The organism is Rhizobium sp. 01N447_2, from assembly GCF_056399245.1.
Genome location: NZ_JBFTQY010000002.1, coordinates 85909 through 111730 on the forward strand (window position 1 = coordinate 85909; position 25822 = coordinate 111730).

Here is a 25822-nt window from a genome sequence, read left to right on the forward strand (position 1 = left end):
ATGAACAGGTGAGCGAGCGGCTCAGCCGTCCTTTTCGACCGCGTGAACGTTGATCTCGATCGCGCGGCCGGCCTTCCAGCCGTTGATTGCCGCGCCGAGCCCGAGCGCAACGAAGAGGGCCGCGCACCAGGAAAAACTTCCGGTCCAGCCGCGGATGAGGCCGACGATGAGGGGGCCGATGGCGGCGAGCAGGTAACCGACACATTGCGCCATGCCGGAAAGATGGGCGGCGACATCGGGATCGCGCGAGCGCAGCACGATCGTCGTCATGGCCGCCGCGATCAGTCCACCCTGGCCGATGCCCTGCAGCACCGCCCACAGCCAGACCGTCGAAAGCGGCGCGAAGAGCAGGCCGAGCAGGGCGGTGACGGCGACGCCGCAGAGGCTCGCATTGATCAGCCGCTGGTCCCGGCCACGCACGGCGATATGCGGCACGATCAGGCAGGATGCCGCTTGCACCATCACCGACAGCGAAACGATCGCCCCGGCAGTGACGCCGTCGAGCCCGCGTTCGCGTAAGATAGGGACCAGCCAGCCGAAGACGCAATAGGCAAGTGCCGATTGCAGCCCCATGAACAGCGTCACCTGCCAGGCGAGCCGGTCGCGCCAGAGGCCTTTGACGTGGAAGCCATTTCGTCTTGCCTGTCCGCCGCTGCGAAGAACTTCAGGCAGCCAGAGCAGGCTGACGAACAGGGCGGGCAGCGCCCAGATGGCGAGCGCGCCCGCGAGAGAGCCGCCTAATCCATGCTCGATCGGCAGCGTCAGCCCGGCCGCACTTGCCGCCCCGGCACAGAGCGCCATCGTGTAGAAGCCGGTCATCAGCGCCGCGCGCCCGGCGAAATCCCGCTTCACCAGCCCCGGCAGCAGCACATTGCCGACGGCGATGCAGGCGCCCGCAAGGGCGGTGCCGATGAAGAGCAGCGGCACGGAGGAAAGCCCGCGCAAACCCGTGCCGAGGGCCAGAAGCAGGAGAACGCCGAGCAGCGTGCGTTCCGTGCCGAGGCGCTGGGCAAGACGAGGCGCAAGCGGCGAGAAGGCGCCGAGGCAGACGACCGGAAGCGTCGTCAGCAGGCTGGCGCCCAGCGTGCTGAGGCCGAGCTCCGAGCGGATTTCCGGCAGAAGCGCCGAGGCGCTCGAGAAGACCGGGCGCAGGTTGAAGGCGATCAGCACCAGGCTCGCGCCGAGCAGAAAGCGGTCCGCCGCTCCCCGCACCGGCGTTGCCTGCGGCGGTAGAAGGCTGCCGGCCTCGGCCTCTACAAGCAATTCGTCGGCCGCCTCGAGCGCGCTGGCGGCATTGTTGGAAGGCGTGTTCATGACAGGATCATCCGGTCGAGTGCGGCAAGAACCGGCGCCATGAAGCGCCGCACCCCCGCATCCGCCTTGTCGGGATCGCCGGTTTCGATGGCGTCGACGATATCGGCATGCGCCTGCATATCGGGTTCCGGAATATCCTTGCCGAGCGTCGCCGCGATGGTATCGGCGATCGAGGCCGAGAAAAAATCATAGATCTCGATCATCGCCCGGTTGCCGGAGGCGGCGATGACCGCCTTGTGGAAGGCGAGGTCGCGTTCGATGAAGGCCGCCTGGTTGCCGCCGTCGTAATTGCCGCGTTCGGCAAGCAGTCTGCGAAGCCCGGCAACAATCTCCGGCGTCTTGCGGATCGCCGTCAGCCGGGCTGCCTCGACGTCGAGCGCCAGGCGCGCCTCGAACTGGTCGCGCAGGCTGGCGCGCCGCGCCATCGTCAGCGGCCGGCCGGCATCGCTGGTGGCGCGGACATAGGTGCCCGAACCCTGCCTTGTTTCGAGATAACCCTGGGAGGCGAGGACCCGCACCGCCTCGCGCACCGTGCCGCGGCTGACGGACAGCATGGCCGACAGCGAGGCTTCATTCGGCAATTTCTCGCCGACCGCCCAGCGTTTGCCGAGAATGTCGTCGCGGATCGCCTCGATCGCCTCATCCGCGAGATTGGTCTTGCTCAGTGCGCGCATCTCACTACTCATAAAGTCATCAGATGACTTTATGAGTAGTGAGATTTCGATCTTTCGTCAACGCCTGACGTCAAGACAATAAAGACATCAAGACAATAAAAAAGGGCCGCCTCAGCGACCCTTTCCATGAGTTTGGCCTCAAACTGGCCTGGACTGTCTATGCAGCCCCAGGAAGGCGGGGATTAGAGCGAGGGCTGCCTCGCCTTCGTCACCTCTTCCATGCCCGTTACGAGGTCCGAAATCTCATTAGACATTGGATCACCTTCCTTTCGTTCTGTTGCTGATGGCTTAAAAGTAGGCCGATTCTTCGCAGATGCAAGAGAGAAATGCGTTCAGTGCGCAGCTTTGATGAAGGTGCCGTTCTGCAGTTCGCGCATCGCCTGCATGATTTCCTCGCGCGAATTCATCACGATCGGGCCGTGCCAGGCAACCGGCTCCTCGATCGGCTTGCCGGAGACAAGCAGGAAACGGATGCCCTGGTCGCCTGCCTGCACCGTCACTTCGTCGCCGCTGTCGAAGACCACGAGCGTGCGGTTGCCGGACATGTCGCGGATATTCAATTCCTCGCCGTCGACATCCTTCTCGACGCGCACGCCGAAGGGTTTCGATGCATCGCGGAAGGTGCCGGAGCCGGCGAAGATATAGGCGAAGGCATTGCGGTAGGTATCGACCGGCAGGCGCTTCTTCCGGCCGGGCGGCACCGAAACGTCGAGATAGATCGGCTCGGCGGCGACGCCATCGACCGGACCGGCCTTGCCCCAGAAATCGCCGCAGATCACCCGCACCGCCGTGCCGTCATCATCGACGACGACAGGAATATCGGTGGATTTGACGTCCTGGTAGCGCGGCGCCGTCATCTTCAGCGAGGAGGGCAAGTTCGCCCAGAGTTGGAAGCCGTGCATACGGCCGGCAAAATCGCCCTTCGGCATTTCCTGGTGCATGATGCCGCTGCCGGCTGTCATCCACTGGATGTCGCCGGCGCCGAGCAGGCCGCTATTGCCCAAGCTGTCGCCGTGCTCGACGGTGCCGGCGAGCACATAGGTGATCGTCTCGATGCCGCGATGCGGATGCCAGGGAAAACCGCGGATATATTCCGCCGGATTGTCGTTGCGGAAATCATCCATCATCAGGAAGGGATCGGTCATCGCGGGATCGCCGAAGCCGAAGACGCGGTGCAGCTTGACGCCGGCGCCTTCCATGGTCGGTGTGGCAGTACTTTCATGCTTGACGGGGCGGATCGACATGGCGTCCTCCTAGAGGTTCAACTTGGCGGCGACTATAGCCGCCCGGCTGCCGGGCGCGAAGTCTGCGGGGCAGACAACGCAGTGTTCACAAAAGAACACAGCGTTTCGCCGAATTTGAAGAGGTCAGGCGTCAAGAAATCGTCATGTTTCACTTGCAAACCGGCCGGGCGTTAAGCTGTTATTAGCGACGACATTCGACAATTCAGTTGCGTTTCAGCATTTCCCGCCGATGCGGCGGGTTCCGGAGCAAAGAGCCATGTGTCGCTGGGCAGCCTATCGCGGAGACCCCCTCTATCTCGAGGAGTTGGTATCCTCGCCCGCCCATTCCCTGATCGAGCAGTCGCATTGCGCCACCCGCGCCAAGACCGCGACGAATGGCGATGGCTTCGGCATTGCCTGGTATGGTGATCGGCCCGAGCCCGGCCGCTACCGCGATATCCTGCCCGCCTGGTCGGATTGCAATCTGAAGAGCCTGGCGAGGCAGATCCGTTCGCCGCTCTTCCTCGCCCATGTCCGCGCTGCCACAGGCGGCGGCACGCGCCGCGACAATTGCCATCCCTTTACCCATGAGAGCTGGTCCTTCATGCACAATGGCCAGGTCTCCGGCTTCGAGCGCCTGCGCCGGCCGATGGAGGCGATGCTCGACGACGAGTTGTTCAATGCCCGCGGTGGCACCACCGATTCCGAATTGATGTTCCTGCTGGCGCTGCAGTTCGGCCTGCGCGAAGCGCCGATCGCCGCGATGGCGGAAATGATCGGCTTCATCGAGGACCTGGCGGAAAACACCATCGGCTCGGTGCTGCTGCGCTTTACCGCTGCCTTCTCCGACGGCAAGGCGCTTTATGCCATCCGCTATGCGACCGATCGCAAGGCGCCGACTCTTTATGCCTCGCCGGTTGGCAAGGGCTATTGTCTTGTGTCGGAGCCGCTGAACGACGATGGCGATGCCTGGGCCGAGATCCCGAACGGCAGCGCCGTCACGGTCGGCGAAGGAGGAATCGACGTCGCGGATTTTCGACCGGGCAAACGGGCGGCCGTCAAATCGCAGCGCATCGTCGTTCCAGCCTGATCCCTCGGCGTTAACTGAACTGCTTGGCGATCAGCGCCGCCAGCCGTTCTGCCACCTCTTCCTTCGCCAGGTCAGGCCATTGCTCGATGCCGTCGCGGCGGACGAGTTTGACCCTGTTGCGGCCGCCGCCCATGATGCCGGTCGCCGGCGAAACGTCGTTGGCGACGATCATGTCGGCGCCCTTTCTCTCGAGTTTCGCCTTCGCATTGATTTCGACGTCCTGCGTCTCGGCGGCAAAGCCGATCACCAGCTTCGGCCGCATCGTGTGATGGCCGACAGTCTTCAGGATGTCCGGATTCTCCGTCAGCGCCAGCGTCGGAATGGATTCGCCGGGATGTTTCTTCAGCTTCTGGTCGGCGGCCGAGGCCACGCGCCAGTCTGCGACGGCCGCGACCATCACCGCGATGTCGGCCGGCAGTGCGGCCAGCACGGCATCGCGCATCTCCTCGGCCCGCTCGACATGCACGACGGTAACGCCGACGGGGTCGGAAAGCGTCACCGGCCCTGAAACAAGCGTCACATCAGCCCCGAGTCTTGCAAGCGCTGCGGCGATCGCATGTCCCTGCCGGCCGGAGGAGCGGTTGGCGATGTAGCGCACCGGATCGATCGGTTCGTGGGTCGGTCCTGACGTGACGATCGCCTTGCGACCCTTCAGCGGTTTTTCTCCGTCATCGAGCATGATTTCGGCCGCAGCGACGATCTCCAGCGGTTCCGCCATCCGGCCAAGCCCGGCCTCCCGGCTTTCCGCCATCTCGCCGGCCATCGGCCCGACGAAGCGGATGCCGTCGGCTCGGAGCATCGCGGCATTCCGCCGTGTCGCCGGGTGCGCCCACATGGCGGGGTTCATCGCTGGTGCGGCAAGCACCGGCCTGTTCGTCGCCAGAAGCACGGTCGAAGCGAGATCGTCGGCAAGCCCGTTCGCCATCTTCGCCATCAGATCGGCGGTGGCAGGGGCGATCAGCACGAGGTCGCATTCGCGCGCCAGGCGGATATGGCCGATATCCTGTTCGTCCTGCCGCGAAAACAGATCGAGGAAGACATGGTCCGCCGCCAGTGCACCGACGGCAAGCGGCGTGACGAATTCCTGCGCGCCTTTGGTCATCACAGGGCGCACGCTCGCGCCGCGCTCGCGCAGCCGGCGGATCAGATCCAGGCTCTTATAGGCCGCGATGCCGCCGGAGATGATGAGGAGGATGCGTTTGCCGCTGAGAGCCATGGCCTTCTACCCGTCGCCTTTTCTGACCGTCCTCGACCCTAAGCCTTTGGCGGAGAACATGCAATCGCGCCGACGACATGCAGCGGACCTGCTCGGGTAGCCGCTGCATGACGATCGCGATCGCCATGCCGAAGCCGGCAAGCAGCGCGGCAGCTGGTCCCGCCGCGCTCGTGGGTCAGAGGTTGCTCATCCCGCCGTCGATGATGAGTTCGCTACCGACGATATAGGCCGCCTCATCGGAGGCGAGGAAGACGATCGTCTTGGCGACTTCGCTGGGATTTCCGAAGCGGCCGACGGGGATCTGGGCCTGGATCTGCCCGGCCATCGCCTTGGATTGGGCTTCCGAAGCGCCGAGCTTGCTGTAAAGCGGCGTGGCGATCGGACCGGGGCTGACGGCGTTGACGCGGATGCCGCGGCCGATGAGTTCGCCCGACAATGTCTTGGCAAGCGTCAGCAGCGCGCCCTTCGTCAGCGAATAGACGCTGGAGTTCGGCATGCCGATATGGGCGTTGATCGAGGTGTTGAGCACGATCGCGGCTTGCTTCGAAAAAATCGGCAGCAGCGACTGAATCAGGAAGAACGGTCCTTTGACGTTGATATCAACAGACTTGTCGAAGGCGGCTTCGCTCCACTGTTCCAGCGGCCCGAATTCGGCGACCCCGGCGTTGACGAAGAGGATGTCGAGCGTGCCGAAAGCCTCTCTCACGCTATCGGCGACGGCCTTCTGGCCGACCGCATTGCCGGCATCGGCCTGGATGACGGTGGCTTTGCCGCCAAGTTCGGCGCGGGCCGCCTCGACGCTTGCCGCGCTGCTGCCGGTAACGACGACGCGGGCGCCCTCGGCGATGAACTGGCGGGCGGTCTCGAGACCGATGCCGCTGGTGCCGCCGGTGATGAGGGCTGTCTTGTTTTGCAGGCGTGACATGATGACGTTCCTTTGATCGAATTTTGGGCCGCGGCCCGTTGTTGGGAGAATGCCCTGAAAAAGGCGGCGCGATAAGCCGGCGCGTTGAAGGATCATCAACCCGCAGCGGATAATCGCGCCGCGCCGTCTCAGGTGCGGGTGATCGAAGCGCCGCCGTCGACCAGCGAGGCCGTGCCGGTGACGAAGCTCGCATCGTCGGAGGCGAGATAGAGAACCGAGCGGGCGAGTTCTTCGGGTGTCGCGACACGCTTCAGCGCATGCAGATTGGTGACGAAGGCCTGCTTCTCAGGCGTATCGTTCATGTCCCGATACATGTCGGTATCAACAGCACCCGGCAGGATGGCATTGACGCGCACGCCCTGCTGGCCGAATTCGACGGCGAGCGCCTGCGTCAGGCCGATCAGGCCGGATTTGCTGGCGGCATAGGCGGCAACGCCCGGAAAAGCGAAGCTGTAGCCGACGAAGGTCGAGGTGAAGATCACCGAGCCGCCGCCATTCTCCACCATTGCGCCGATCTGGTGCTTGGCGGCGAGGAAGGAGGCCGTCAGATTGATCGCCAGCGCCTCGCTGAAGCCTGTTTCCGAAACGGCGGTGCTCGGACCTGCTTCGCCGAGCGTGCCGGCATTGTTGAAGGCGATATCGAGCTTGCCGTAATTTGTCACGGCGGCGGCGACCAGCGCCTTGTGATAGTCTTCCGAGCGCACGTCGCCGGCAATGGCGATGGCGTCGCCGCCCTCTGCCTTGATCTCGGCGACGAGACTGTCGAGTTCGCCCTGGCGGCGGGCGCCGACGACGACCTTGGCGCCTTCGGCGGCAAAGAGCTTTGCCGTGGAGCGGCCGATGCCGGAGCTTGCGCCGGTGACGATCGCGACCCTGTTGTTCAAGCGGTTCATGGTTCCATCTCCTGCGTTTAAGGTGAGGCGGCCCCTGCCGTCCCTTTCGATGAGTGGAAGATGGCATTTTCCATTCGTTCGGATTAGTCTCCAGACCGGGGAACTCGAATTCGGAAAAGCCGAACGATGATCAGGATCGAAGGTATTGCGGCTTTCGTCGCCGTGGTTGAGGCGGGCTCGGTCAGCGAGGCGGCCCGGCGCCTGCGGCTGTCCAAATCCGTCGTCAGCGAAAGGCTGGCCGAACTGGAAAAGTCGCTCGGCGGCATGCTGCTGCACCGAACGACGCGCAAGCTCACCTTGACGGAGGATGGCACGGTCTTCCTCGAGCGCGCCGCGCGCATCGTGCGCGAGATCGAGGAGGCCACGGCCGATATGGCCGAGCGGCGCGGGACGCTGTCCGGCCCGATCCGCATCGCCGCCCCCGTCACCTTCGGCCGCATGCATCTCGGCCCGGCGCTTTATCCTTTTCTTGCCGAACATCCCGAGATCGAACTGACCCTCGATATCGATGACCGGCGCGTCGATGCCGCCTCGGACGGTTATGATGCCATCATCCGCAACGGCCCAATCGCCGATAGCCGGCTGGTCGCCTGGAAACTCACGCGCAGCCGCCGTCTTCTCTGCGCCTCGCCGGATTATCTCGCCCGCCAGGGAATTCCGTCGTCGCTGGCTGATCTCAACAGCCATCGCGGCATCTTCTACACCAATCGCGGCGTTGCCGACTGGCGCTTCCAGACGCCCGACGGTGCGATCGTCGTGCGCGCGAAACTGGCGCTCGGCATCAACAATGGCGATATGCTCCGCGACGCCGCGATTGCCGGGCTCGGCATCGCGCTGCTGCCGGCCTTCATCGCCGGTTCGGCCATCCGTGAGGGCCGGCTTGCCGAAATCGATGTCGGCCATAGGCCGGAGGCCGAATTCATCTATATGGCCCATCCCGAGGGCCGAAATCCCTCCGCCAAGCTCCGCGCCATCGCCGACCACCTGAAGAAGAGCTTCGGCGATCCGCCCTATTGGGATCCGACGGGCTAATTCATGAGCTCAGCAGGCTGATCAGGTTCTCGGTGACCGGCGAGCGGTGTGTTTTCAGGATTGCCAGCGCCAGGCGCGCCACGGCCGGCGGCCCCTCGATCGGCCGGTAGGCCACACCTTCGAGCTTGATCTGCGAAATCGAAGCGGGCACGATCGAGACGCCAAGATCGGCCGCCACCAGATTGACGACCGATGAGATCTGCGGCGCCTCCTGTGCCACGGTCAGCTCGAACCCCGCCCTGCGGCAGGCGAGCACGACATCGTCGTAGAGGCTCAAGCCCACGAGCCGCGGAAAGAGGATGAAGGGTTCTTCCGCCAGCGCCGCAAGCGGCAGCTTGCTGCGCCGTGCCAAGGGATGGCTGGCAGGCAGGGCGATCACCATCGGCTCATCCGGCAGCCGCCGCAGCCGGATACCGGCGGGATCGTCGAGGCCGGGGCGCATGAAGGTGGCGTCGAGCTCTCCGCGTTCCAGCTTCTGTATCAGCGCCAGCGTATTCATTTCCGTCAGCGACAGCTGCACCTCCGGCCAGCGCGCGCGAAACCGGCGGATCGTCGTGCTGACCACGGGGTTGAAGGCGGAGGAGGCGGTGAAACCGAGCGACAGCCGGCCGGTCTCGCCGCGATTGGCGCTTTGCGCCGCAAGTTTCGCCTTTTCCGCAGCCGCCAGCGACGCCTTTGCCTCGCCGAGGAAGGCCGTACCCGCTGCCGTCAATTCGGCGCCGTGCGGCACGCGGTGAAACAGCGCCGCACCCACTTCCCTCTCCAGATCGCGGATCTGCTGGCTGAGCGGCGGCTGCCCGATGCCGAGCTTGCCGGCGGCACGGGTGAAATTGCCTTCCTCCGCGACCGCCAGGAAATATCTCAGGTGCCGCAACTCCATTGCCATCTCCAAAACCTATCGAAATCGCCAGTTTCATATATTGGACAAATGGAGTGGCGTTGACTAGATCGGAGGCCGGAAGGATGAAGATATGCCGACGAGAGCGCATGCCGTGAAGACCGCCGAGACAACCACGATCCCAGGACAAAAACACTACCTGACCCGCAGAACCGGCGCCTATCGCCGCGCCAGCCTGGCGCTCTTCCTGTCTGGCTTCTCCACCTTCTCGCTGCTCTATTGCGTGCAGCCGCTGCTGCCGATCTTCTCTCAGGAATTCTCCGTCAGTCCGGCCGAAAGCTCGCTGTCCCTGTCGCTCTCCACCGGCTTTCTCGCGGTCGCCATCGTCTGCGCCGCCGCCGTCTCGGAAGGCCTTGGCCGCCGCAGCCTGATGTCGATATCGCTGGTCGGCGCGGCATTGCTGACCATCGCCACCGCCTTTGCCCCGAACTGGCATCTGCTGCTCGTCATCCGCGCTCTCCAAGGCCTCGTTCTCGGCGGCGTGCCTGCTGTCGCCATGGCCTATCTCGCCGAGGAAATCGATCCGCGCGGTCTTGGCGCCACCATGGGCCTTTATGTCGGCGGCACGGCCTTCGGCGGCATGTCCGGCCGCGTACTGACAGGCATCTTCGCCGAATATCTCACCTGGCGTCCGGCGCTTTTCATCATCGGCGCCATCGGCCTTGCCGCCGCGATCGGCTTCATCGCCCTCCTGCCGCCGTCACGCAATTTCGTCCGCCGGCCGGGCTTCGATCCGCGCTTTCATGCAAAAGCCTGGCTCGGCCATCTCAGCAATCCGGCGTTGCCCTTCATCTTCGCCATCGCCTTCCTGGCGATGGGCTCCTTTGTGACCATCTATAACTATGCCGGTTTCCGCCTGGTGGCGCCGCCCTACGGCCTCAACCAGACCGAACTCGGGCTGATATTCACCGTCTATCTCTTCGGCATCGGCGCCTCCTCGAYCGGCGGCCTGCTCGGGGACAGGATCGGGCACTTTTCCGTGCTTCTCTTCGGTCTGGCACTCACCGCCGCCGGCAGCGCGTTGACGCTCTTTGCCTCGCTCTCGGTCATCATCCTCGGTATAACAGTGCTCACGACCGGCTTCTTCATGAGCCATTCGATCGCCAGCGGCCTCGTCGGCAAGCTGGCGCATGGCACCAAAGGCCACGCCTCGTCGCTCTATATGCTCGCCTATTATGTTGGCTCCAGCCTCATGGGTTCGGCGGGCGGCTGGTTCTATGCGGTTGAAGGCTGGGCCGCCGTCGTTATCTTCACGCTTGCCATGCTGGCGCTGGCCTTCGCTTCCGCCTGTCTTGCCCAGCAATTCGCGAGGAGAAAAGCATGATCCGCATAGACCGCCTCGACCATCTCGTGCTGACCGTCGCCGATATCGCCATCACCTGCGATTTCTATTCCCGCATCCTCGGCATGTCGGTCGAAACCTTCGCGGAAGGCCGCAAGGCGCTGAAATTCGGCGGGCAGAAGTTCAACCTGCATCAGGCCGGCCACGAATTCGATCCCAAGGCGAGACACCCCACACCCGGCTCCGGCGACCTCTGCTTCATCGCCGAGACACCGCTTGCCGATGTCATCGCTGATCTACAGGCCGCGGGCGTTGCAATCGAAGAGGGTCCGGTCGAGCGCACCGGTGCGACCGGGCGTTTGCGCTCGGTCTATTTCAGGGACCCCGACGGCAACCTCATCGAAGTCTCCAATCTGATTGCCTGACGTCCGCCTCCTGCGCATCAACCAAGCCGGATATAGGGCACGTCCTTCTTCGCCACCTCATCAAGCGCCTCCTCATAACCCGCATCGGCGTAACGCATGACGCCAAGCGCCGTATCGTTGGTCAGCGCATGGTCGAGCCGTTCGTCGGCGCCATCCGTGCCGTCGGCGACGACGGTGACGCCGCAGCTCGTCATGTAGCCGGCGTAACCGCCGCCGCCGGAATGGACGACGACGAGATCGGCCATCGACGAGCAGAGCATCATCGCATCGATCAGTGGCCAGTCGGCGATCGCATCCGAGCCGTCCTTCATGCGCTCGGTCATGATATTGGGATGCGCCATGGCGCCGGCATCGAGATGGTCGCGGGAGAAGGCGACCGGGCCTTTGAGTTCGCCGCTCGCAACCAGCGCATTGACGCGGCGGGCGAGTGCCGTGCGTTCGCCATGGCCGAGCCAGGCGATGCGGGCCGGCAGCCCCTCGAAGGGCACGTGCTCGCGCGCCAGCCGGATCCAGTTGGTGATGATCTTGTTGTCGGGGAACATTTCGAGCAGCAGGTCGTCGATGCGGGCGATGTCGCTCTCCTCGCCTGACAGAGCCATCCAGCGGAATGGGCCGATCGCCCGGGCAAACAACGGCCTGAGATAGGCTTCCGTGAAGATCGGGATGTCGAAGGCATTGGCGACGCCGCCCTCTTTGGCCTGCGTGCGGATCAGATTGCCGTTGTCGAAGACTTCGGAACCCTTTTTCTGAAACTCCAGCATCGCCGTCACATGCTCGACGATCGAGGCGCGGCTTGCCGTCATCAACTGGCCCTGGCCGTCGTCGCGCAGGCCCTTGACCTGATCGAGGTTCATGCCCTTCGGCACGTAGCCATAGACGAGGTCGTGCGCCGAGGTCTGGTCGGTGACGATGTCGGGCACGATGCCGCGCCGGGCGATTTCCGGATAGACCTCCGCCGCATTGCCGACGAGGCCGACGGAAAGCGCCCGCTTGTCCTTCACCGCCTCATCGATCATCTGAAGGGCGGTATCGAGATCGGGTGCGATTTCCTGGAGGTAACCGATCTGCTGGCGCTTGCGGGCCCGCTCCGGATCGATGTCGACGCAGAGGATCGCAGCCCCCGCCATGCGGCCGGCGAGCGGCTGCGCTCCGCCCATGCCGCCGAGGCCCGCCGTCAGCACGAACCGGCCGAGGAGGTCGCCGCCGAAGCGCCGCTCGGCGATGCGCATGAAGATCTCGTAGGTACCCTGGATGACGCCCTGGCTGCCGATATATTGCCAGGCGCCGGCCGTCAGCCCGCCCCAGCAGATCAGCCCCTTGCGCTGCAGCTCGTAGAACACTTCGGCCTTTGCCCATTGTCCGACGATATTGCAGTTCGCCATGATAACCAGCGGCGCCTTGGCATGGGTGCGCACCAGCCCGATCGGCTTGCCGGACTGGATGAGCAGCGTCTGGTCCTCCTCCATCTCGGTCAGCGCCTTGACGATGCCCCTGTGCGCCGCCCAGTTGCGGGCGGCCTTGCCGAGAGCTGCATAGACGATCAGATTGTCGGGGTCCTCGCCGACGGAGAGCACGTTTTCGAGCAGCCGCAGCAGCGCCTCCTGCCGCCAGCCCTTGGCGCGCAGGTCCGGCCCGCCGGGAATCGGAAATTTCGGATGACGTGGATTGGCCTTCGGCATCGTGGGTTCCTCGTTTTGCTACTTGCTCGGCAGCGATTCCACATAGGCGAGCGCGGCATCAAGCAGACGCCGTCTCAGGGCATCGTCGCCATAAACTTCGGCATTGCCTCGCACCCAGCCATGCATCACCCGCTCGCCCGACAGCATCTGGATCACGCCTGGCAGTGCCAGCGCCCAGCCGTCATTGCCCTTGCCGAGTCGGATCAGCATGCCGTCATGGCGCGCGCAGCAGAGAAGATTGCCGTTCAGCATGAAGGCCCAGCCGCCGAACATGGATTTTTCGGCAAGACCCGGCCGACCGCCGAGTTCCTCACGCATCAGTTCTTCAAGGCCGGGATCGCGCGCCATGGCTCAGGCCCTCGTTGCCAGTGCATAGCGTGCGATCTCGATCCCCATCGCCTTTTCGACGACGGGATAGACGGTTGGATCGAGCACGCTTGCCGACAGCGGAATGATATCCATCGGCACATGCAGGATGAAGACATGCATGCCCTCCTGAAGTTGGCCGACGCTGAGCGGCTCGCCCTCCGGCGAAAGCGTGGTGATCACCGCGGGGAAGGTCGCAAGCCTTTTGCCATCCGCATCGTCCACCGCCATATATTCGTTCATCACATGCAGCGTCACCGATTTTTCGCCCGAGCCGACGGTGATCGTGCCGATGTCGAAGGCTTCCTTGGTGTAGACGACGTCCTTGCGGGTGATGACGCCCTCGGCAAGGATATGTCCGCCCGTCGTCTTGCAGATTGCATCGATGATGGCTGATCCGCCGCGCTTCTCCGCCGCGATGATTGCTTCGCCGAGCGCAAGCGCCATCGAGATGCCGCCGAGTGCGGCATGGCTGCGGACATAGGAGGCCCGGAGCGGATTGCGGCAGCTGGCGATGAAGCCGCCGGATTGGTCGGCGGCGGCGCGCAGCACCGGCGAGATCTTCGCCGTCGCTCCCTTCACCACCAGCTCGATATAACGATTCTCCCCCCGATTGCCGCCGACAGCGGTCTGGATCATCGGCTCGGGCGAACCGGCCATGCCGATCGAGCCCATGTCGCCCGTCGGATGCGCGCGGATATCCCCGACCGCGTCGACCACCTTGGTGCCGAGGATTGCTGACGGCAGCCAGCCGTTCAGCGTCGAGGATTTGCCGTTCTGGCCGATGATCAGCCCGGAAAGCTTTTCGCCGAGCGCCTCCTGTAGCAATTGCACCGCCTTCACATAGTCGATGCCTTGCATTTCCCAGGGCGTGGTGGAGGCCGGCGCGCCGATCGCGGCCGCAGTCGCAATCCAGTCCTCGTCCTTCAACTCGTCGATCGAGACCAGCTCCGGCTTGCCGACATTGACGGCGGCATAACCGAGCATCCGTCCGTGATCGGCCCAGCCGCCGCCGCCGGCTGCATAGACGGAGCCGCCTTTGACGGCAGCTTCCACGTCCTTCTCAACGAGTATGCGTCCCATCGGTCCTCTCCTGATTCAAGCTCGCATCCATCTCGCGCACCGCCTCGAAAAGTACGGCGGCGCCGAGCGTGATATCGTCATTCTCCGCCCACTCGTCGGCCGAATGGCTGCGGCCTTCCCGGCAAGGCACGAAGATCATCGCCGCCGGTGCCACCTTGGCGATCCAGGCCGTATCGTGTCCCGCGCCGGAGGCCATGCGCCGATGTTTGGCGCCGACCCGTTCGCAGGCAGCCTCCAAGATCGAAAGCAGTCCGGCATCGCCAGGCGTCGGCTGATTGTCGGAAACCCGGTTTGGCGTCTTGATCGTCACGCCGTAGGCGCCCGCCAGCTTTTCGACATGACCGTTGAGCCAGCGGCAGAATGCCTCCATGTCGGCGCGGATTTCGGCACGGCCATCGATGAGCAGCACCACCTTCGACGGCACGACATTGGCGGCATTCGGCTCGATCCTGAATTCGCCAACCGTCGCTGCGAAATGCCCCGGCGATTTGGCAAGTTCGGCGGAGGCATTGCGGATGTCGAGCACCAGCTGTGACGCCGCCACCAGCGCATCCGCCCGCCGGTCCATCGGCGTCGTGCCGGCATGGTCGGCCCGCCCTTCGACGGTGATCTCGATACGGGTGATGCCTGATATCGCGGTGACGATGCCGACATCCTCCTTTTCGGCTTCGAGCACCGGCCCTTGTTCGATATGAAGCTCCAGAAAGCCTGCTATATCGGGCCTGTTCTGCTGCATCAGCACATCGGGTCGGCCACCAACCTCGGCGATGCCCTCGGCCAGGTCGCGCCCGTCGCTGACGCGCGAAAGCCAGGCCTCCGGCAGTTGGCCGGTCATGCCGCGGCTGCCGATGCAGGACACGCCGAAGATGCTCACCTCCTCGGCGAGGAAATCGACGATTTCGAGATCGTGATCGAGTTCGATATCCTGATCGCGCAGCGCGCGCGCCACCTCCAGCGCCGAGATGACCCCGGCAATGCCGTCAAAGCGGCCGCCATCCGGCACCGTGTCGGAATGCGAGCCGACCATGATCGTGCCGAGCCACGGTTTCCGGCCTGTCCGCCGGCCGATCAGATTGCCGGCGGCATCGATCCGCGTTTCCAGCCCCGCCGCCTTCATGCGTGCTTCGATATAGGCCCGGCCGTCGAGAAAGACCGGCGAGAACGCTCGCCGGGTCCAGGGATGCCCCGGCTCGGTAATCCCGGCCAGCGCCTCGATATCGTCAGCGATCCGGCTGGCATTGACGGGAAGATTGCGGCTCATGCTTCAGCTCCCGCAATGACCTGGCGCGGCAGCGGCCGCACGAACCGGCCGGTGCCGGGCTCAGCCAGCACCTTCGCGCCCTCGGCAATCTTTTCGCCGCGTAGATAGGTGGCCGAGACGGTCCAGGGCAGGCGGATGCCGTTATAGGGGCTCCAGCCGACGACGTTGTTGCCGCTTGCCGATGCATCATAGACGCTTTCGCGCGGCTCGAGCACGACGATATCGGCGTCCTTGCCCGGGGTCAGCGCGCCCTTGATATGGTCGAGCCGGAAATGCTTCGCCGGGTTCTCCGCCATCAGCCTGGCGGCCCAGGTCAAAGGAATGCCGCGTTCGGTGGCACCTTTGACGAAAAGCGGCACCATCACCTCGAGGCCGGGAACGCCGGAGGCGTTGGCGAGCATGTCGGGATTGGTCTTGCGGTTTTCCGACCAGCTGACGTGATCGGTCGAGACCAGCCAGACATCACCCTCGGCCACCTTCCGCCAGAGCGTCTCCACCTCGGCGCGCGGCCGCACCGGCGGATTGATCTTCGCCTTGCCGCCGAGCCGCTTTACGTCGTTTTCCTCGTCGAGCGTCAGGTAGTGGATGCAGCATTCCACAGTCGCCGCAAAGCCGTCGCGGCGATAGGCACGCGCGATATCGTAGCCGCGCCCGAGCGAGCAGTGCACCACATGCGCCGGGCAGCCGGTATGAGCACCCGTCTCGAAGATCGTATGCATCGCCAGCAGCTCGGTGATCGGCGGCCGTGACAGGCCGTGCGCCCGCCAATCAGAAATGCCGCTCGCCTTCACCTGCTCCATATAGGTGCGCACCGCCTCATCGTCTTCATTGTGCACGCCCGCCGTCAGTCCCGTCGGCGCGATTGCCGCAAAGCAGGCATCGAGCAGGGCCGGAGGAATGCGCGGAAAACGCTTGGGATCGGTGCCGAAGGTCGAAAACTTGAAGGCCGCGACGCCTGCCTCCACCATCTCACGGATGCGCGCCGGGCCTTCTTCCGGATCGACGGTGCCGTAAAGCGCAAAGTCGACCCGCGCCTGCGGACCGGCATGGTCGATCTTCCGCTTCACCGCCGCTGCCGAGCAGACGAGATTGCCTTCGTCATAGGGCATGTCGACGATGACAGTCACGCCGCCGGCCGCTGCCGATCGTGTCGACCAGAGGAAATCCTCCTGGTCTTTCTGGGAAAGCGAATGCACCTGCGCGTCGATCGCACCGGGCAGGATCAGCGCTTTTCCGAGCAGATGCCGTTCGCGGCCCGCAGGCGGCACGCCGAGGCCGACCTCGGCGATCTTGCCGTCGCGCACGGCGACATAACCCTCGTCGAGAATGCGGTCGGGCAGCACCACCGTGCCCTGCAGAACGAGATCGAAGTCCATGGCGCTTCCTTCCTAAGCTGAAATCAGATTGCCGCTCGAGCATGATGCCGAAAAGTGTGAGCGGTTTTCGGACGACATCATGCTCTAACTCTCAATTTAGAACAGGATTCAGATTTTGGGCCGACTGGGCCTAAACTCATCCTGTTCTAGGGGCTGGTCAGCCGCTCCTCGATGCGCTCCAGCGAGCCGAGCGCGAAGAAATCGTCGAAGGAGGCGATCGGAACCTGATCGGTCAGCTTCGAAACGAAGTCGTCCGAACCAAGTTCCTCCTCGATTGCCTCGACCTCAGCCGAAAGCGGCCGGTCGACGGTATAGAAATCCGCATGTTTGCGCACGACCTCGTAGAGCATGGCGGCAACGCCCTTCGGTTCATCGCCGAGAATGTCGATCGCCTGGGCCGACAGCAGCGCTTCGAGGGCTGCGAGACGCTTCAGCGCCCGCATCTGCCGGTCGAAGCGCTCGATGACCAGCGGCAGGAAGGCCGCCTCGTCCTCCAGCCCGGCCGCAACCACCAGCGACTGCGCCGACACGGGATTGGACATCGACAGCACGCGCGAGAAGATCTCGCCGGCAAGTTTGATGATCGGCCCGAAACCGGTGGCAATCCGCCCCGGCGGCACGAGATTGACCGGCAGGTCGCGCCGCTGGCCGTTGCCGAGAATGACGCAGCGGTTGAAGGCATTGCGCGCCGCATGCGCCATGCAGAGCGCGGCCGATTCGAGCAGGATCGTCACATCGAGCGGAAGCGAGCCGCCCGACGTCATCACCCGGCCTTCGACCACGACGGGATTGTCGTCCGAGCGCCCGGTGGCGGCAAGGATCTTGTGGCCGGTTGATAAAAGGTTTTCGATCACCGCGCCGAACACCTGTGCGATCATGCGCAGGCTGAGCGGATCCTGCACATGGGTTGCGACGGGCCAGTTCCACTCGTCGGAGGCATTGCAGAGCCAGGCGCCGATCAGCGCCTCACGCGCCGTTCCGACATGCCGAACGGCTTTCCAGGGATCGCGGGACGCGCCGAGCGCGCCGGCCGCCATCATCGCTGTCGCCAGCAGGACGCGGATCGAGGCCGCGGCGTTGCGCGTCGTTTCCGCTGCCGAGGCAAAGCTCACCGCATTGATGCTGAGCGAGGCGAGGCTGTCGCGCGGCGCCATCCGCATCGGTTCCAGCCCGGCCGCCTGGAAAGCCTCGGCCGCCTGCATCCGGTTGCCGCGATAGATCGCTTCGCCGACGCCGGTCAGCACCGCGCCGATCTGTCCCATCAGGCCGATATCCGCACAGCCGATCGAGCCGGTGCGGCGCACGACCGGGATGAGGTCGGCCTCGAGCATCCTGATATAGGCTTGGATCAATTCCGGCGTGCAGCCGACCTGGCCGGTCAGCGCCGTGTTGATGCGGATCGCCATGGCATTGCGCACGATATTGCAGGAAAAGGGTGTGCCGGTGCCGAAATGATGGGCGCGCACCAGGCCGAGATTGAAGGTGTCGAGTTCGTCGGCCGACCACTCCACGTCTTTCATGGCGCCGACGCCTGTCGTCGAGCCGTAGACCGGCATGCCGGAGGCAATCGCATCCTCGACGACCTCGCGGGCGATCGCGATGCGGGCCATGCCTGTCGCCGAAGCCGAAATCGCAGCCTTGCCCGCACCAATCGTCACCATCTCGGCAAAACCGAGCGGTTGTCCGGAAAGTTCGATGCCAAGGCGTTCGTGCTTCATGTGCCTATCTCCCTAGAACAGGATGATTTTAGGCCGGATCGGCACAAAATCTGAATCCTGTTCTGAATTAAAGAGTCAGAGCATGATGTCGAAAACCGCTCACACTTTTCGGCATCATGCTTTGAAGACGAGACTAAGCGAGCCCTCCGCCAGATGGGATATCCCAAATGCCGAACACAGCATGTTTTTGGCAGCCGATCAGCTCAGCATCCAGGCAATATAGACAAGCGTCAATGCGATGATCCACAGCGCAATCCTGGCCGAACGGTTGTGCCGCGCTTCGGCCTTGCCGATCGCCTCCGCCGTCTCAGCATCGAAGCGCAGCCCGTGCTCGCTCATATGCAGCAGCTGATGGTGGAATTTTTCCGTCTTCGCTGCGATTTCCGGCACGGCCTCGGCGAGCTTGACCGCCGCCTTCAGCCCATCCTTGAGATCGGTGGCGATCCGCTTCGGTCCGAGATTGGTGCGGATCCAGTCGCCGACGACAGGCTCGGAGGCCTTCCACATGTTGAAGCGCGGATTGAGCATGCGCGACACGCCTTCGACCACGACCATGGTCTTCTGCAGCATCACCAGCTCCGGCCGCGTCGCCATGTCGAAGAGTTCGGTCACTTCGAACAGCAGCGTCAGCAGCTTGCCCATCGAGATCGTCTCGGCCGGCTGTCCATGGATCGGCTCGCCGATCGCCCGGATCGCCTGGGCGAAGCTTTCGACATTGTGATGTCCGGGCACATAGCCGGCCTCGAAATGCACCTCGGCGACGCGGATATAGTCGCGGGTGATGAAGCCATAGAGGATTTCGGCGAGGAACCGCCGCTCCTTCTTGCCCAGCCGCCCGACGATGCCCATGTCGACGGCGACGATCATCCCGTCCGCATCGACGAAGAGATTGCCCGGATGCATGTCGGCATGGAAGAAGCCGTCGCGCAGCGTGTGGCGCAGGAACGACTGGATCAGCGTATCGGCAAGCAAGTTGAGATCGTGGCCCGCCGCGCGCAGGCCCTCGACATCGGACATTCTCGTGCCGTCGATCCACTCCATGGTGATGACGTCGCGCCCTGTGCGCTCCCAGTCGACCTTCGGCACGCGGAAGCCGGGATCTTTTTCGGTATTCTCGGCGATCTCGGAAAGGGCCGCTGCCTCCAGGCGAAGATCCATCTCCACCTTTGTCGTCTGCTCCAGCGTCTTCGTCACCTCGACCGGCCGCAGCCGCCGGCTGGACGCCAGGAAACGCTCCTGCATATGGGCAACGAGATACATCGCCTCGATGTCATGGGCAAAGCGCTGGCGCACGCCGGGCCGCACGATTTTGACGGCGACCTTCTTCCGGCCCTCGGCGCTATCGACCTCGGCCGGATGCACCTGCGCGATCGAGGCGGCGGCGATCGGATCGCCGAAGCTCGCATAGAGCTCGCCGATCGGCCGTCCGAGCGAGCCTTCGATATTGGCCTTGGCGGCGGCAGAGGGAAAGAAGGCCATCCGGTCCTGAAGCTGCGACAGGTCGTTGGCGAATTCGACGCCGACGACATCCGGCCGCGTTGCCAGGAACTGCCCGATCTTCACATAGGAGGGACCGAGCCGCTCGACAGCCTGGGCCAACCGGTCGCTGCGCTTCTGATGCCGCGCCTTGCTTCGCTCGAAAATCGTGACGAAGGATTTGGCGAGCGCGACCGGAGGCGGCAGCCCTTCGGAAGGAAGGGCCGACACGACACCCTCACGCAAGAGCACCCAGCCGACGCGCCAAAGGCGGAAATATGCGCCGAAAGTACTCATGTTCTGCTTGATTCTCGCGCGACGCTATTCGAAAACCGCTCTACACTTTTCGGCGTCATGCGTCAGAGCTTCCAGCCGGAATGGAGTGCGGCGATGCCGCCGGTGTAATTGGTAAAGGTGACGCGCGAAAAACCGGCCTGGCGGATCATTGCCGCGAAATTCTCCTGGTTCGGAAACTTGCGGATCGATTCCACCAGATATTGGTAGGGTTCGGCATCGCCGGTGATCGCCTTGCCGAACTGCGGAATGGCATTGAACGACCAGGCGTCGTAGATCTTGTCGAGAAGCGGCATATCGACTTCGGAAAATTCCAGCACCAGCAGCCGTCCGCCGCGCTTCAAGACGCGATAGGCCTCAGACAGCGCCACATCGATCCTCGGCACGTTGCGGATGCCGAAGGCGATCGTATAGGCGTCGAAGCTGCCTGCCTCGAACGGCAGTTCCTCGGCATTCGCCTCGACGAAGGTGAGGTTGCCGGAAAGCTTCTTCTTTTCCGCCCGTTCGGCGCCGACGCCGAGCATCGAGCCGTTGATGTCGAGCACGGTGGCATGCGCCTGTCTGCCCGAGGCTTCGACGATGCGGAAGGCGATATCGCCGGTGCCGCCGGCCACGTCGAGCACCTTGTAGCCCGGCTCCTTGCGCGGGTTCAGTGCGGAGATCATCGCATCTTTCCAGGCGCGGTGCATACCCATCGACATGACGTCGTTCATGATGTCGTAGCGCTTGGCGACCTTGTGGAAGACCTGGTTGACCAGGCTCTGCTTCTCGCCATCAGGCACCTCGCGGAAGCCGTAGGAGGTCTCCATGCCGCCATCGGCGGAAGTGCGGCTTTCTGACATCAGACTGCTCCGTTCCTGAAGATTCGGGCGCGGCGGCCATAGCGAAAGACAGCGCGCGACGTTATCTATGGGCCGCATTCTCCGCGGCACACTGGCGCTATAGCGCACATCGTCGCCGGTTGAAACACGTTAGAGATAGATGGGTTAAGATGCCGGAATTGCCAGAAGTCGAAACGGTGAAACGCGGCCTGACGCCGGCGATGGAGGGCACGCGCGTCACCAGGCTGGAGCTGCGTCGCGGCGATCTGCGCTTCCCCTTTCCCGACGCCTTCGCGGACAGGGTTTCCGGCCGCACCATCGTCGGCCTCGGCCGCCGCGCCAAATATCTGCTGGTCGATCTCGACGACGGCAACACGCTGATCTCCCATCTCGGCATGTCCGGTTCGTTTCGCATCGAGGAGGGGGCGGCCTCGGCCACGCCAGGCGAATTCCACCATGCCCGCTCGAAGGACGAGAAGCACGATCACGTCGTCTTCCATCTGCAAGCCGCAAGCGGCCCGCGTCGTGTCGTCTACAACGATCCGCGCCGTTTCGGCTTCATGGATATGGTGGGACGTGCCGATCTCGCCGCCCATCCCTTCTTCCGCGATCTCGGCCCGGAGCCGACGGGAAACGAGCTCAGCGCCGCCTATCTGGCCGAACGCTTCCGGGACAAGGCGCAGCCGCTGAAGAGCGCGCTGCTTGACCAGAAGAACATTGCCGGTCTCGGCAATATATATGTCTGCGAGGCGCTGTGGCGCGCGCATCTTTCGCCGATCCGTGCCGCCGGCACGCTGGTGACGGCAGGGGGCCGGCCGAAGGCGCAGCTCGACCTGCTCGTCGCCTCGATCCGCGACGTCATCGCCGATGCGATCGCAGCCGGCGGATCGTCGCTGCGCGACCATATCCAGACCGACGGATCGCTCGGCTATTTCCAGCATTCCTTCTCCGTCTATGATCGCGAAAGTCAGGCTTGCCGCACGCCCGGCTGCGGCGCTACGGTCGCCCGCATCGTCCAGGCGGGTCGCTCCACCTTCTATTGCGCCACCTGCCAAAAGTAAGAGTGAGCAACCGGGAGAACAGCATGGCCTATGAGACCCTGATCGTCGAAACCCGAGGCAATGTCGGCCTCGTCACGCTGAACCGCCCGCAGGCGCTGAACGCATTGAATTCCACCGTCCTGAAAGAGCTGAAAGAGGCCTATGCCGCCTTCCACGCCGACGAGACGGTCGGGGCGATCGTGCTCACCGGTTCCGAGCGCGCCTTTGCCGCCGGCGCCGATATCAAGGAGATGCAGCCGCTTGAGTTCGCCGATATCTATAAGAGTGATTTCATCAGCGGCTGGGATGAGGTCGCCAAGGCACGCAAGCCGGTGATCGCTGCGGTCAGCGGATTTGCGCTCGGCGGCGGCTGTGAGCTCGCCATGATGTGCGATTTCATCATCGCCTCGGAGACGGCGAAGTTCGGCCAGCCGGAAATCACCCTGGGCGTCATTCCCGGCATGGGCGGCTCGCAGCGGCTGACGCGCGCCGTCGGCAAGGCGAAGGCAATGGATCTCATCCTCACCGGCCGCATGATGGATGCGGCGGAAGCCGAACGATCGGGACTCGTTTCGCGTGTGGTGGCGCCCGATCGCCTGCTCGACGAGGCGCTGGCAGCGGCCGAAAAGATCGCCTCGCTTTCGCGTCCCTCGGTGATGATGGCCAAGGAGGCGGTCAACCGCGCATTCGAGACGACGCTGGAGGAGGGCTTGCGTTTCGAGCGCCGCCTGTTTCACAGCCTCTTTGCCACGGACGACCAGAAAGAAGGCATGGCGGCCTTCGTCGAGAAGCGCAAACCGGCTTTTACGCACCGTTAAATGCTTTTAGGCGCTTGCCAGTGGTAAAGCGTGAAAATCCGCGTTGACGTGGGCCGGCTTTAGAGTTATATGCCCGCCCACGGTTCGGAAAGCCGGTTTGGTTTTCCGCGATTGCTCCCGCATTGCTGGATTTTGTGGCCGCAGGGCCCGCGGTAATGGCGGAGTTTGTTCGAATTCTTGAGAGAGGCATCCATGGCCAATACAACTTCGGCGAAAAAAGCGACCCGCAAGATCGCCCGCCGTACCGACGTCAATAAGGCTCGTCGCTCGCGCGTTCGTACTTTCGTTCGCCAGGTCGAAGAGGCCATCGCATCCGGTGACGCCGCCAAGGCGAAGGAAGCTTTCCTGGCTGCTCAGCCCGAGCTTGCCCGCGCCGCCAGCAAGGGCGTGCTGCATGCCAACACGGCATCGCGCAAGGTCTCGCGCCTGGCCGCTCGTGTGAAGGCTCTTTCGGTCACCACGACCGCGTAATCTTCCATTAAGGACTTCTTCTTTATGATTAGCCCGGTAATTTTACCGGGCTTTTTCGATTCCACCGATCAGCCCCTGCATGGTTAATCTGACGACTGTTTCGTGTCAGCGCCATGACAGGAAAAATTGTATAAAAACAATGGTTTGCGCAAGGATGCTTTCACGCCGCGCGACTCTGCCCCAAGCTTCCGGGACCACAGGCGAGTCAAGAGGATTTTATTTTTTTTCTTTCAATGCGTGTCAAAATAGCCCGAACGGGGGAATCTCTTTGATTCAACTGCGATTCTTTTTTGACGCTGGTGTGACGCCCGAAAAGGGCAGGCGGAGTCAATGCCCGCTTCTTAATTTTGCGTAAAATTCATCGTTGATATTGCCTTTTGATCCTGCCTAAATGGCTTTCAACAAAGGGCGCGGACATCACCTGCACAGGCTCGGTCTTAACTGCCACGTCGGCAGGGCGATAAGTTTGTGCCGTTTGTTACGGAGCATTGCGCTTCCGTTTTTTCAAGCACTCGACGGATTTGAGCCGTAACGTGGCTGTTACGGAGCGGGGATGTTTTGTGCCTTCATTGGCCACACGTTTAAGGCGAGGCCAGCGGAGAAGGTTAAAGTTATATTGCGTTCGGGCTGGTCGGCCGAAAACGAGGTTCGACCGCCAGCCTGGCACGGAAAGCCGATGAAGGTTGCCGCATGAGCGCGGCACCTGCAACGGAGTTCTGCGCCGGTCCCTTATGGGGCAGTGTTTGAGTGAACCGGCAGGCGAGCGGCTCATGAGGATCCGTCAGCCCGCCAAAGCGGGGATGATCGGGCGGCCGTTTTAGCGGATGCCGCCCGGTGGAATTGAAAGGCGGCATTATGCAGATGAATACGATGACGACGGGCGGGCTCGACAATGGGGATGCGGCACCGCAGGCGTTCGGCTCCATTCGCCTCGAAGTGGGCGAAGCAAAGGCGGAAATGAAGCAAAGCATCTTGTTTGAGCGCGTCAGCGCGCGCTTGAAGGCCCAGGTCGGTCCTGACGTCTATGCCAGCTGGTTTGCCAGGCTGAAGCTGCATTCGGTATCGAAGAGCGTGGTTCGCCTTTCGGTTCCCACGACCTTCCTGAAGTCGTGGATCAACAATCGTTATCTCGATCTCATCACCGGTCTGTTCCAGGCCGAGGATCCGGAAATTCTTAAAATCGAAGTCCTGGTGCGCACGGCAACGCGCCACGGCACGAAGGCGCTCGATGAGGCGGCCGCGCCGGAACCAGCCGCCCCCACGCAGATGCGTCGCCCGACAAGCGCGCAGCCGGCCGGTCAGGCCGTCCAGCAGGCGGTTTCGGCTGTTGCCGCCGCAAGGCCTGCAAGCTTCGGCTCGCCGCTCTTCGGTTCGCCGCTCGATAGCCGCTTCACCTTCGACACCTTCGTCGAAGGCAGCTCGAACCGGGTCGCACTTGCGGCTGCAAAGACCATCGCGGAAGCTGGTCAGGGCGCGGTGCGCTTCAACCCGCTCTTCATCCATTCGACCGTCGGTCTCGGCAAGACCCACCTGCTGCAGGCGGTCGCCAATGCGGCGGTGCAGAACCCGCGGGCGCTGCGCGTCGTCTATCTGACGGCCGAATATTTCATGTGGCGCTTCGCCACCGCGATCCGCGACAATGATGCGCTGACGCTGAAGGATTCGCTGCGCAACATCGATCTCTTGATCATCGACGACATGCAGTTCCTGCAAGGCAAGATGATCCAGCATGAATTCTGCCATCTCCTGAACATGCTGCTCGACAGCGCCAAGCAGGTMGTCGTTGCAGCCGACCGTGCGCCCTGGGAGCTGGAGTCGCTCGACCCCCGCGTCCGCTCGCGCCTGCAGGGCGGTGTGGCGATCGAATTCGACGCGCCGGATTACGAAATGCGTCTCGAAATCCTCAAGCGTCGCCTTGCTGTGGCCCGGCTCGAAGACCCGTCGCTCGACATTCCCGCCGAGCTGCTCCAGCACGTCGCCCGCAACGTCACGGCCAGCGGCCGCGAACTCGAAGGCGCCTTCAACCAGTTGGTCTTCCGCCGCTCCTTCGAGCCGAACCTGTCGATCGAACGCGTCGATGAACTGCTCGCCCATCTGGTCGGCTCCGGCGAGCCTCGCCGTGTGCGCATCGAGGATATCCAACGCATCGTCGCAAGGCACTACAACGTCTCGCGTCAGGAACTGGTCTCGAACCGCCGCACCCGCGTCATCGTCAAGCCGCGCCAGATTGCCATGTATCTGTCGAAGACGCTGACGCCGCGCTCCTTCCCGGAGATCGGCCGTCGTTTCGGCGGGCGCGATCACACGACCGTGCTGCACGCCGTGCGCAAGATCGAGGAGCTGATTTCGGGAGACACCAAGCTTTCGCACGAAGTCGAGCTTCTGAAGCGCTTGATCAACGAATAATCGACGGGTTTTCTTAAGGATTCAACGGCCGGAAGCGATTC

23 protein-coding genes are annotated in these 25822 nt (G+C 63.4%); 8 read left to right on the plus strand and 15 right to left on the minus strand.

The features are described 5' to 3' along the window. Window positions 1-21: 21 nt before the first annotated feature. The 3 genes from AC1ECN_RS01765 to AC1ECN_RS01775 all read right to left on the minus strand — a co-directional run bounded on the left by AC1ECN_RS01765 (window position 22) and on the right by AC1ECN_RS01775 (window position 3232). Entirely contained in the window at window positions 22-1314 is a 1293-nt protein-coding gene (locus tag AC1ECN_RS01765; RefSeq protein WP_018070023.1) for a CynX/NimT family MFS transporter, read from the minus strand. Next, window positions 1311-1988 (minus strand): FadR/GntR family transcriptional regulator, encoded by a 678-nt coding sequence (locus tag AC1ECN_RS01770; RefSeq protein WP_018070024.1) that lies wholly within the window; start codon window positions 1986-1988, stop codon window positions 1311-1313. The genes AC1ECN_RS01765 and AC1ECN_RS01770 overlap by 4 nt, the downstream gene beginning before the upstream one ends. Window positions 1989-2320: 332 nt before the next feature. Then, window positions 2321-3232: a pirin family protein gene (locus AC1ECN_RS01775; RefSeq protein ID WP_130673461.1), complete on the minus strand. Its 912-nt coding sequence runs from the start codon at window positions 3230-3232 to the stop codon at window positions 2321-2323. A 256-nt stretch (window positions 3233-3488) separates the two neighbouring features. Between AC1ECN_RS01775 and AC1ECN_RS01780 the strand changes: the two genes are divergently transcribed. Continuing rightward, the gene (locus AC1ECN_RS01780; RefSeq protein ID WP_024322213.1) at window positions 3489-4301 is read left to right on the plus strand and encodes a class II glutamine amidotransferase; all 813 of its coding nucleotides are present in this window, start codon (window positions 3489-3491) and stop codon (window positions 4299-4301) included. A gap of 10 nt (window positions 4302-4311) precedes the next feature. Here AC1ECN_RS01780 and coaBC read toward each other — a convergent pair whose 3' ends face one another. The 3 genes from coaBC to AC1ECN_RS01795 form a co-directional block, all read right to left on the minus strand. Beyond that, window positions 4312-5517: a bifunctional phosphopantothenoylcysteine decarboxylase/phosphopantothenate--cysteine ligase CoaBC gene (gene coaBC, locus AC1ECN_RS01785; protein ID WP_018070027.1), complete on the minus strand. Its 1206-nt coding sequence runs from the start codon at window positions 5515-5517 to the stop codon at window positions 4312-4314. Between the two features lie 175 nt (window positions 5518-5692). Beyond that, on the minus strand, window positions 5693-6442 hold the full coding sequence (locus AC1ECN_RS01790; RefSeq protein ID WP_130673462.1) for an SDR family oxidoreductase: 750 nt from the start codon (window positions 6440-6442) through the stop codon (window positions 5693-5695). 128 nt (window positions 6443-6570) lie between these two features. Continuing rightward, window positions 6571-7335, minus strand: coding sequence for an SDR family oxidoreductase (locus AC1ECN_RS01795; RefSeq protein ID WP_130662707.1), 765 nt, complete (start codon window positions 7333-7335; stop codon window positions 6571-6573). A 126-nt stretch (window positions 7336-7461) separates the two neighbouring features. Here AC1ECN_RS01795 and AC1ECN_RS01800 point away from each other — a divergent pair, with 126 nt between their 5' ends. Next, complete coding sequence (locus AC1ECN_RS01800; protein ID WP_130673463.1) at window positions 7462-8367, plus strand: LysR family transcriptional regulator; 906 nt, start codon at window positions 7462-7464, stop codon at window positions 8365-8367. A gap of 1 nt (window position 8368) precedes the next feature. On the opposite strand, the gene AC1ECN_RS01805 is transcribed toward AC1ECN_RS01800, so the two are convergent. After that, window positions 8369-9247, minus strand: coding sequence for a LysR family transcriptional regulator (locus tag AC1ECN_RS01805; protein WP_130673464.1), 879 nt, complete (start codon window positions 9245-9247; stop codon window positions 8369-8371). Between the two features lie 91 nt (window positions 9248-9338). On the opposite strand from AC1ECN_RS01805, the gene AC1ECN_RS01810 reads away from it, so the two are divergent. Both AC1ECN_RS01810 and AC1ECN_RS01815 read left to right on the plus strand, forming a co-directional pair. Beyond that, on the plus strand, window positions 9339-10589 hold the full coding sequence (locus AC1ECN_RS01810) for an MFS transporter (RefSeq protein WP_477951996.1): 1251 nt from the start codon (window positions 9339-9341) through the stop codon (window positions 10587-10589). Continuing rightward, window positions 10586-10972, plus strand: coding sequence for a VOC family protein (locus AC1ECN_RS01815; RefSeq protein WP_130673465.1), 387 nt, complete (start codon window positions 10586-10588; stop codon window positions 10970-10972). The genes AC1ECN_RS01810 and AC1ECN_RS01815 overlap by 4 nt, the downstream gene beginning before the upstream one ends. A 17-nt stretch (window positions 10973-10989) precedes the next feature. Here AC1ECN_RS01815 and AC1ECN_RS01820 read toward each other — a convergent pair whose 3' ends face one another. The 8 genes from AC1ECN_RS01820 to ubiE form a co-directional block, all read right to left on the minus strand. Next, a complete protein-coding gene (locus tag AC1ECN_RS01820; RefSeq protein ID WP_130673466.1) occupies window positions 10990-12651 on the minus strand; it encodes a urocanate hydratase in 1662 nt (553 codons plus the stop codon). An 18-nt stretch (window positions 12652-12669) separates the two neighbouring features. After that, window positions 12670-12999, minus strand: coding sequence for a TfoX/Sxy family protein (locus tag AC1ECN_RS01825; protein ID WP_130673467.1), 330 nt, complete (start codon window positions 12997-12999; stop codon window positions 12670-12672). Between the two features lie 3 nt (window positions 13000-13002). Beyond that, a complete protein-coding gene (locus tag AC1ECN_RS01830) occupies window positions 13003-14100 on the minus strand; it encodes a DUF917 domain-containing protein (protein ID WP_130673468.1) in 1098 nt (365 codons plus the stop codon). After that, window positions 14081-15361 carry a Zn-dependent hydrolase gene (locus tag AC1ECN_RS01835; RefSeq protein WP_130673469.1) on the minus strand — a complete coding sequence of 427 codons (1281 nt, stop codon included), beginning with the start codon at window positions 15359-15361 and terminating at the stop codon, window positions 14081-14083. The genes AC1ECN_RS01830 and AC1ECN_RS01835 overlap by 20 nt, the downstream gene beginning before the upstream one ends. Beyond that, the gene (locus AC1ECN_RS01840; RefSeq protein WP_130673470.1) at window positions 15358-16737 is read right to left on the minus strand and encodes a dihydroorotase; all 1380 of its coding nucleotides are present in this window, start codon (window positions 16735-16737) and stop codon (window positions 15358-15360) included. Before AC1ECN_RS01840 ends, AC1ECN_RS01835 begins: the two co-directional genes overlap by 4 nt. Before the next feature lie 146 nt (window positions 16738-16883). Continuing rightward, window positions 16884-18455 carry an aromatic amino acid lyase gene (locus AC1ECN_RS01845; protein ID WP_018485317.1) on the minus strand — a complete coding sequence of 524 codons (1572 nt, stop codon included), beginning with the start codon at window positions 18453-18455 and terminating at the stop codon, window positions 16884-16886. A gap of 198 nt (window positions 18456-18653) precedes the next feature. Further along, window positions 18654-20228, minus strand: a complete 1575-nt coding sequence (gene ubiB / locus AC1ECN_RS01850) for a 2-polyprenylphenol 6-hydroxylase (RefSeq protein WP_130673471.1) — start codon at window positions 20226-20228, stop codon at window positions 18654-18656. A 62-nt stretch (window positions 20229-20290) separates the two neighbouring features. After that, complete coding sequence (gene ubiE / locus AC1ECN_RS01855; protein WP_130665426.1) at window positions 20291-21067, minus strand: bifunctional demethylmenaquinone methyltransferase/2-methoxy-6-polyprenyl-1,4-benzoquinol methylase UbiE; 777 nt, start codon at window positions 21065-21067, stop codon at window positions 20291-20293. A 149-nt stretch (window positions 21068-21216) separates the two neighbouring features. Between ubiE and mutM the strand changes: the two genes are divergently transcribed. The 4 genes from mutM (at window position 21217) to dnaA (ending at window position 25781) form a co-directional block, all read left to right on the plus strand. Further along, window positions 21217-22107, plus strand: coding sequence for a bifunctional DNA-formamidopyrimidine glycosylase/DNA-(apurinic or apyrimidinic site) lyase (gene mutM / locus AC1ECN_RS01860; RefSeq protein WP_130673472.1), 891 nt, complete (start codon window positions 21217-21219; stop codon window positions 22105-22107). A gap of 23 nt (window positions 22108-22130) precedes the next feature. Next, window positions 22131-22904: an enoyl-CoA hydratase gene (locus tag AC1ECN_RS01865; protein WP_130673473.1), complete on the plus strand. Its 774-nt coding sequence runs from the start codon at window positions 22131-22133 to the stop codon at window positions 22902-22904. Between the two features lie 192 nt (window positions 22905-23096). After that, complete coding sequence (gene rpsT / locus AC1ECN_RS01870; RefSeq protein WP_003556028.1) at window positions 23097-23375, plus strand: 30S ribosomal protein S20; 279 nt, start codon at window positions 23097-23099, stop codon at window positions 23373-23375. 855 nt (window positions 23376-24230) lie between these two features. Beyond that, window positions 24231-25781 (plus strand): chromosomal replication initiator protein DnaA, encoded by a 1551-nt coding sequence (gene dnaA / locus AC1ECN_RS01875; RefSeq protein WP_018070045.1) that lies wholly within the window; start codon window positions 24231-24233, stop codon window positions 25779-25781. The last annotated feature ends 41 nt before the right edge of the window (window positions 25782-25822 follow it).

Coding starts and splice junctions, on each gene's coding strand:
- ubiB (WP_130673471.1), bottom strand. CDS start 20,228: ATGAGTACTTTCGGCGCATATTTCCGCCTTTGGCGCGTCGGCTGGGTG.
- AC1ECN_RS01820 (WP_130673466.1), bottom strand. CDS start 12,651: ATGCCGAAGGCCAATCCACGTCATCCGAAATTTCCGATTCCCGGCGGG.
- AC1ECN_RS01790 (WP_130673462.1), bottom strand. CDS start 6,442: ATGTCACGCCTGCAAAACAAGACAGCCCTCATCACCGGCGGCACCAGC.
- AC1ECN_RS01830 (WP_130673468.1), bottom strand. CDS start 14,100: ATGGGACGCATACTCGTTGAGAAGGACGTGGAAGCTGCCGTCAAAGGC.
- AC1ECN_RS01780 (WP_024322213.1), top strand. CDS start 3,489: ATGTGTCGCTGGGCAGCCTATCGCGGAGACCCCCTCTATCTCGAGGAG.
- AC1ECN_RS01865 (WP_130673473.1), top strand. CDS start 22,131: ATGGCCTATGAGACCCTGATCGTCGAAACCCGAGGCAATGTCGGCCTC.
- AC1ECN_RS01845 (WP_018485317.1), bottom strand. CDS start 18,455: ATGAAGCACGAACGCCTTGGCATCGAACTTTCCGGACAACCGCTCGGT.
- ubiE (WP_130665426.1), bottom strand. CDS start 21,067: ATGTCAGAAAGCCGCACTTCCGCCGATGGCGGCATGGAGACCTCCTAC.
- mutM (WP_130673472.1), top strand. CDS start 21,217: ATGCCGGAATTGCCAGAAGTCGAAACGGTGAAACGCGGCCTGACGCCG.
- AC1ECN_RS01795 (WP_130662707.1), bottom strand. CDS start 7,335: ATGAACCGCTTGAACAACAGGGTCGCGATCGTCACCGGCGCAAGCTCC.
- coaBC (WP_018070027.1), bottom strand. CDS start 5,517: ATGGCTCTCAGCGGCAAACGCATCCTCCTCATCATCTCCGGCGGCATC.
- AC1ECN_RS01770 (WP_018070024.1), bottom strand. CDS start 1,988: ATGCGCGCACTGAGCAAGACCAATCTCGCGGATGAGGCGATCGAGGCG.
- AC1ECN_RS01765 (WP_018070023.1), bottom strand. CDS start 1,314: ATGAACACGCCTTCCAACAATGCCGCCAGCGCGCTCGAGGCGGCCGAC.
- rpsT (WP_003556028.1), top strand. CDS start 23,097: ATGGCCAATACAACTTCGGCGAAAAAAGCGACCCGCAAGATCGCCCGC.
- AC1ECN_RS01835 (WP_130673469.1), bottom strand. CDS start 15,361: ATGAGCCGCAATCTTCCCGTCAATGCCAGCCGGATCGCTGACGATATC.
- AC1ECN_RS01840 (WP_130673470.1), bottom strand. CDS start 16,737: ATGGACTTCGATCTCGTTCTGCAGGGCACGGTGGTGCTGCCCGACCGC.
- AC1ECN_RS01800 (WP_130673463.1), top strand. CDS start 7,462: ATGATCAGGATCGAAGGTATTGCGGCTTTCGTCGCCGTGGTTGAGGCG.
- AC1ECN_RS01775 (WP_130673461.1), bottom strand. CDS start 3,232: ATGTCGATCCGCCCCGTCAAGCATGAAAGTACTGCCACACCGACCATG.
- AC1ECN_RS01825 (WP_130673467.1), bottom strand. CDS start 12,999: ATGGCGCGCGATCCCGGCCTTGAAGAACTGATGCGTGAGGAACTCGGC.
- AC1ECN_RS01805 (WP_130673464.1), bottom strand. CDS start 9,247: ATGGAGTTGCGGCACCTGAGATATTTCCTGGCGGTCGCGGAGGAAGGC.
- AC1ECN_RS01815 (WP_130673465.1), top strand. CDS start 10,586: ATGATCCGCATAGACCGCCTCGACCATCTCGTGCTGACCGTCGCCGAT.